Raw genomic sequence first — 4996 nt, 5'->3', positions numbered from 1 at the left:
CGGCCGAGCTTGTGCCCACTTACCCGTTTCAGCGGCAGCGGTTCTGGTTGCCGCCGGCTGCTCCGGTTGGGGACGCCTCGGCGTTCGGGTTGCAGCCGGTGGGGCATCCGCTGCTGGCAGCGGCGGTTTCGATCGGCGACGATCTGCTGCTCACCGGGCGGCTCACCGCAGGCACACAGTCGTGGCTGGCCGAACACGTGGTCGGCGACACCACGATCCTGCCCGGCACCGGTTTCGTGGAACTCGCCATCCACGCCGGCGACCACGTCGGCGCCACCACCGTGCACGAACTCACCCTGCACACCCCACTGACCATCCCGGCTGACGTGCACGTCCGCATCAGCACACCCGACGACAACGGCCACCACGACCTCACCATCACCTCCCCCGCCGGACTCCACGCCACCGGCGCTCTCACCACCGAACCCGCACCCACCGACATCGACCTCGCCGTCGTCCGCCCGCCAGCCGCGCAGCCGATCACGATGGACGGCCTCTACGAGCGGCTGACCGACGCCGGCTACCGGTACGGCCCTACCTTCCAGGGCCTGCGAGCCGTCTGGATCGACGGCGACCACGTCTACGCCGACGTGGAGCTGCCCGCCGAGGCGACCCGGGACGCCGTCCGGTACGGCCTGCACCCCGCCCTGCTCGACGCGGCGTTCCAGGCGACCCTGCTGGCCGTGCCCGGGCAGCCCGACGGCGCGGTCCGCTCGCTGCTGCCGTTCAGCTTCAGCGACGTACGGCTGCACGCCGCCGGAGCGACCCGGCTCACCGTGCGGCTCCAGCCGCTGAGCGAGAGCCGCTTCGCGCTGACCGCCGTCGACCAGAAGGGCGACCCGGTCATCTCGGTGGGGGAGGTCGCCACCCGCCCCGTCGACCTCGAAGGGCAGCCTGCCACGGACGCCGCCGACGATGCCGTGTTCACCGTGGACTGGACGGCGGTCGAGCCGGGTCCGCCGGATCAGGATGAGCGGTGGTCCGTGCTGCCCGAGGGCGTACGGCTCGGCTCCGTGACGGACGTTCCGGACGTCGTCGTCGTGCCGGTGGACGTCCCCGGTACGGGCGTGGGTGTAGCCGTGGCCGCGCGCGGAAGTGCCACGAGCGCGCTTCTGGCCGTACAAGATCTGCTCGCCTCGGAAGCCATGGCCGGCACACGCCTGGTGCTTCTCACCCGGGGTGCCGTCGCCATAGGCGGCGAGGGCACCGACCCGGCCGCGGCAGCGGCCTGGGGCCTGGTCCGCTCGGCCCAGTCCGAGCACCCCGGTCGGTTCGTCCTGGTCGACCACGACATGCCGGTCGGAGCGGACGAGACGGTGCTGCGGGCGGCGGTCGCGACCGGTGAGCCGCAGCTCGCGATCCGGGACGGGCAGGTCCTGACACCCCGGCTGACAGCGGTTCGCTCGCCCACTCCGGTCCCGGGCGTCGCCTGGCGACTCACCGCGACCGGCAGCACCCTGGACGATCTGACCTTCGCCCCGACGCAGGACGCGTCCGAGGCTCTGGGGCCGCAGCAGATCCGGGTGGCCGTTCGGGCCGCCGGTGTGAACTTCCGAGACGTGCTGATCTCCCTGGGCATGTATCCGGAGCGGGCGTTCCTGGGAACCGAGGGTGCCGGGACCGTCACCGAGGTGGGTGCCGAGGTGACCGGCGTGGCCGTCGGCGACCGGGTGATGGGCTTCCTCGACGCCGCGTTCGGCCCGGTGGCGATCGCCGACTCCCGGACCGTGGTGCCGATGCCCGCGGGCTGGTCGTTCGCCCAGGCCGCGGCCGTTCCCGTGGTCTTCGCGACCGCCTGGTACGGCCTGCGTGACCTCGCGGGCCTGACCGCCGGCCAGCGGGTGCTCGTCCACGCGGCGGCCGGCGGGGTCGGCATGGCCGCGGTGCAGATTGCCCGGCATCTCGGTGCCGAGGTGTTCGCCACGGCCAGCCCCGGTAAGTGGGCTGCGCTGCGTGAACTCGGCCTCGACGACGAGCACCTGGCATCCTCGCGGACCCTCGACTTCGAGGACCGGTTCCGGACGGCGACCGGCGGCGCGGGCATGGACGTCGTGCTCGACTCGCTGGCCCGGGAATTCGTCGACGCCTCGCTGCGGCTGCTGCCCCGGGGCGGGCGGTTCGTGTCGATGGGCAAGATTGACATCCGGGATCCGGAGCAGGTTGCCGCCATCCACCCCGGCGTGCGGTACCAGGCCTTCGACACCTCGGAGGCGGGACCGGAACGCATCGGCGAGATGCTGCGCAGCGTCCTCGCCCTGTTCGAGGGCGGCGAGCTGAGGCCGCTGCCGGTGACCGCCTGGGACCTGCGCAACGCCCGGGAGGCGCTGCGGCACATGAGCCAGGCACGACACATCGGCAAGATCGTGTTGACGCTGCCGCCGCCGCTGGACCCCGCCAGAACAGTGCTGATCACGGGCGGCACCGGCACCCTCGGCGGGCACGTGGCCCGGCACCTGGTCGCCGCGTACGGCATCCGCCACCTGCTGCTGACCAGCCGCCAGGGCGCGGCGGCCGCCGGTGCGGCGGAGCTGGTCCGCGAGCTGCGTACGCGGGGCGCCGAGGCCACCGTCGTCGCCTGCGACGTCGGCGACCGGGCTGCCGTGGCGGCGCTGCTCGGAGGCATCCCGCCGGATCGGCCGCTGACCGCCGTGGTGCACACCGCCGGCGTGGTCGACGACGGCACCGTGGGACAGCAGAACCCGGACCGTATCGACGCGGTGATGCGCCCGAAGGTCGACGGTGCCGTCCATCTCGGCGAGCTGACTGCCGGCTACGACCTGGCGGCGTTCGTGTTGTTCTCCTCGGTCGCCGGGGTCTTCGGCAGCGGCGGGCAGAGCAACTATGCGGCGGCGAACGCCTTCCTCGACGCCTTCGCCCGGCGTCGAGCCGTGCAGGGGCTCCCGGCTCGGTCGCTGGCCTGGGGTTTCTGGAGCGAGCGCAGCACGATTACCGGGCGCCTGGCCGACGCGGACGTGCGACGCGTGGCGCGTACCGGATTGGCGCCGCTGACCACCGAGGCCGCGCTGAGCCTGCTGGACACCGCGCTCGGCGGCACCGAGCCGGCGGTTGCCCTTACCCCGCTGGACCGCAGCGCACTCCGCGCCATGGCACCGGAGGCGGTGCCGGTGCTGCTGCGGGGGCTGGTCCAGCCGGTCGTGCGGCGGCGTAACGCCGCCGCGCGCGACGCCGAGGTACCGCTCGCCGAGCGCTTGGCGGCCATGCCCGGCGGGGATCGGCACCGGGCACTGCTTGATCTGGTACGGCGCGGCGCCGCGCTCGTCCTGGGCCACGCTGACGTCGACGCGGTCGCCCCGGCCGAGTCGTTCAAGAATCTCGGCTTCGATTCGTTGACCGCGGTCGAGCTGCGCAACCATCTGCACGGCGTCACCGGACTGCGTCTGCCGGCGACCGTGGTCTTTGATCATCCGTCGCCGGAGGCGCTGGCCGAAGCCATCGACGGCCGCCTCGCCCCACCGGCGGAAGCACGGCCGGCGATCCTCACCGAACTGGACCGCCTCGATGCCGCGCTGTCCGGTGCCGAGCCGGAGGACGCCGTGCGGGATCGGGTCACCAACCGGCTGCAGGCTCTCCTGCGCCGCTGGACCGACACCCACGGCACTGCCGGGTCGGAGAGCGACGACGACGTACTCGACACGGCGACCGACGACGACATGTTCGACCTTCTCGACCGGGAACTCGGACGCGCCTGAGCCGCGCAAGGAGCTGAACGTAGACATGGCGAACGAGGACAAGTACCGCGACTATCTCAAGTTGCTCACCGCCGACCTCCGGCGGACCCGACGCCGGCTCGAAGAGGTCGAGGAACGGGCCCGGGAGCCGATTGCCGTCGTGGCGATGAGCTGCCGTTTCCCCGGCGGCGTGAGCAGCCCTGAGCAACTGTGGGAGATCCTCACCGAGGGCACGGATGCCATCTCCGGCTTCCCCACCGACCGCGGCTGGGACACCGACTCCCTGTACGACCCTGACCCCGATCGGCCGGGCAAGAGCTACGTCCGAGAGGGGGGCTTCCTCACGGGCGCCACCGACTTCGACGCTGCCTTCTTCGGTGTCAACCCGCGGGAGGCGCTGGCCATGGACCCGCAGCAGCGGTTGCTGCTGGAGGTGTCCTGGGAGGCGTTCGAACGCGCCGGGCTGTCCGGCACCGATCTGCGCGGTAGCGACACCGGCGTCTTCGTCGGCTACGGCGGCCAGGACTACACACCACTGGTGCAGACCGGCTCGGACAGCAACGAGGGCTACCTGCTCACCGGCGGCTCCGGCAGTGTGGTCGCCGGGCGCATCTCGTACACCTTCGGCCTGGAAGGCCCCGCGGTGGCGGTGGACACGGCCTGTTCGTCGTCGCTGGTGGCGATCCACCTGGCCGCCGAGTCCCTGCGGCGCGGCGAGTGCGGCCTCGCTCTGGCCGGCGGGGTGACGGTGATGGCGACACCCAAGCTGTTCGTGGAGTTCAGCCGGCAGCGGGGGTTGGCGCCGGATGGTCGGTGCAAGGCGTTCGCGGCGGGGGCGGATGGCACGGGCTGGGGTGAGGGTGTCGGTGTGCTGTTGCTGGAGCGGTTGTCGGATGCGCAGCGCAACGGTCATCGGGTGTTGGCGGTGATCCGGGGTAGTGCGGTGAATCAGGATGGTGCGTCGAATGGTCTGACCGCGCCGAACGGCCCGTCGCAGGAGCGGGTGATCCGCCAGGCGCTCGCCGCAGCAGAGCTGTCCACTGCGGACGTCGACGCCGTAGAGGCGCACGGCACGGGGACCCGGCTCGGCGACCCGATCGAGGCGCAGGCGTTGCTGGCCACGTATGGGCAGGATCGCCCGGAGGACCGGCCGTTGTGGCTGGGGTCGATCAAGTCGAACATCGGGCACACCGCCGCTGCGGCCGGGGTCGCGGGCTTGATCAAGATGGTGATGGCGTTGCGGCGTGGGGTGTTGCCGGCGTCGTTGCATGTGGATGAGCCGTCGCCGCATGTGGATTGGTCGGCGG

Annotated in this window: 2 protein-coding genes; both read left to right on the top strand. The window is 72.2% G+C overall.

From position 1 onward, the window contains the following. Positions 1-98: 98 nt before the first annotated feature. A complete protein-coding gene (locus tag E1258_RS29785) occupies positions 99-3710 on the top strand; it encodes an SDR family NAD(P)-dependent oxidoreductase (protein ID WP_165949933.1) in 3612 nt (1203 codons plus the stop codon). Positions 3711-3735: 25 nt separating this feature from the next. Further along, a partial coding sequence (locus E1258_RS29780) for a type I polyketide synthase (protein ID WP_207919809.1) occupies positions 3736-4996 on the top strand: 1261 nt, incomplete at its 3' end.

Origin of the sequence: Micromonospora sp. KC207, assembly GCF_004348615.1 — a bacterium.
Taxonomy (GTDB): domain Bacteria; phylum Actinomycetota; class Actinomycetes; order Mycobacteriales; family Micromonosporaceae; genus Micromonospora.
Note: the sequence above shows the minus strand (reverse complement) of the source record. Positions and strands in the feature narration are given on the sequence as shown.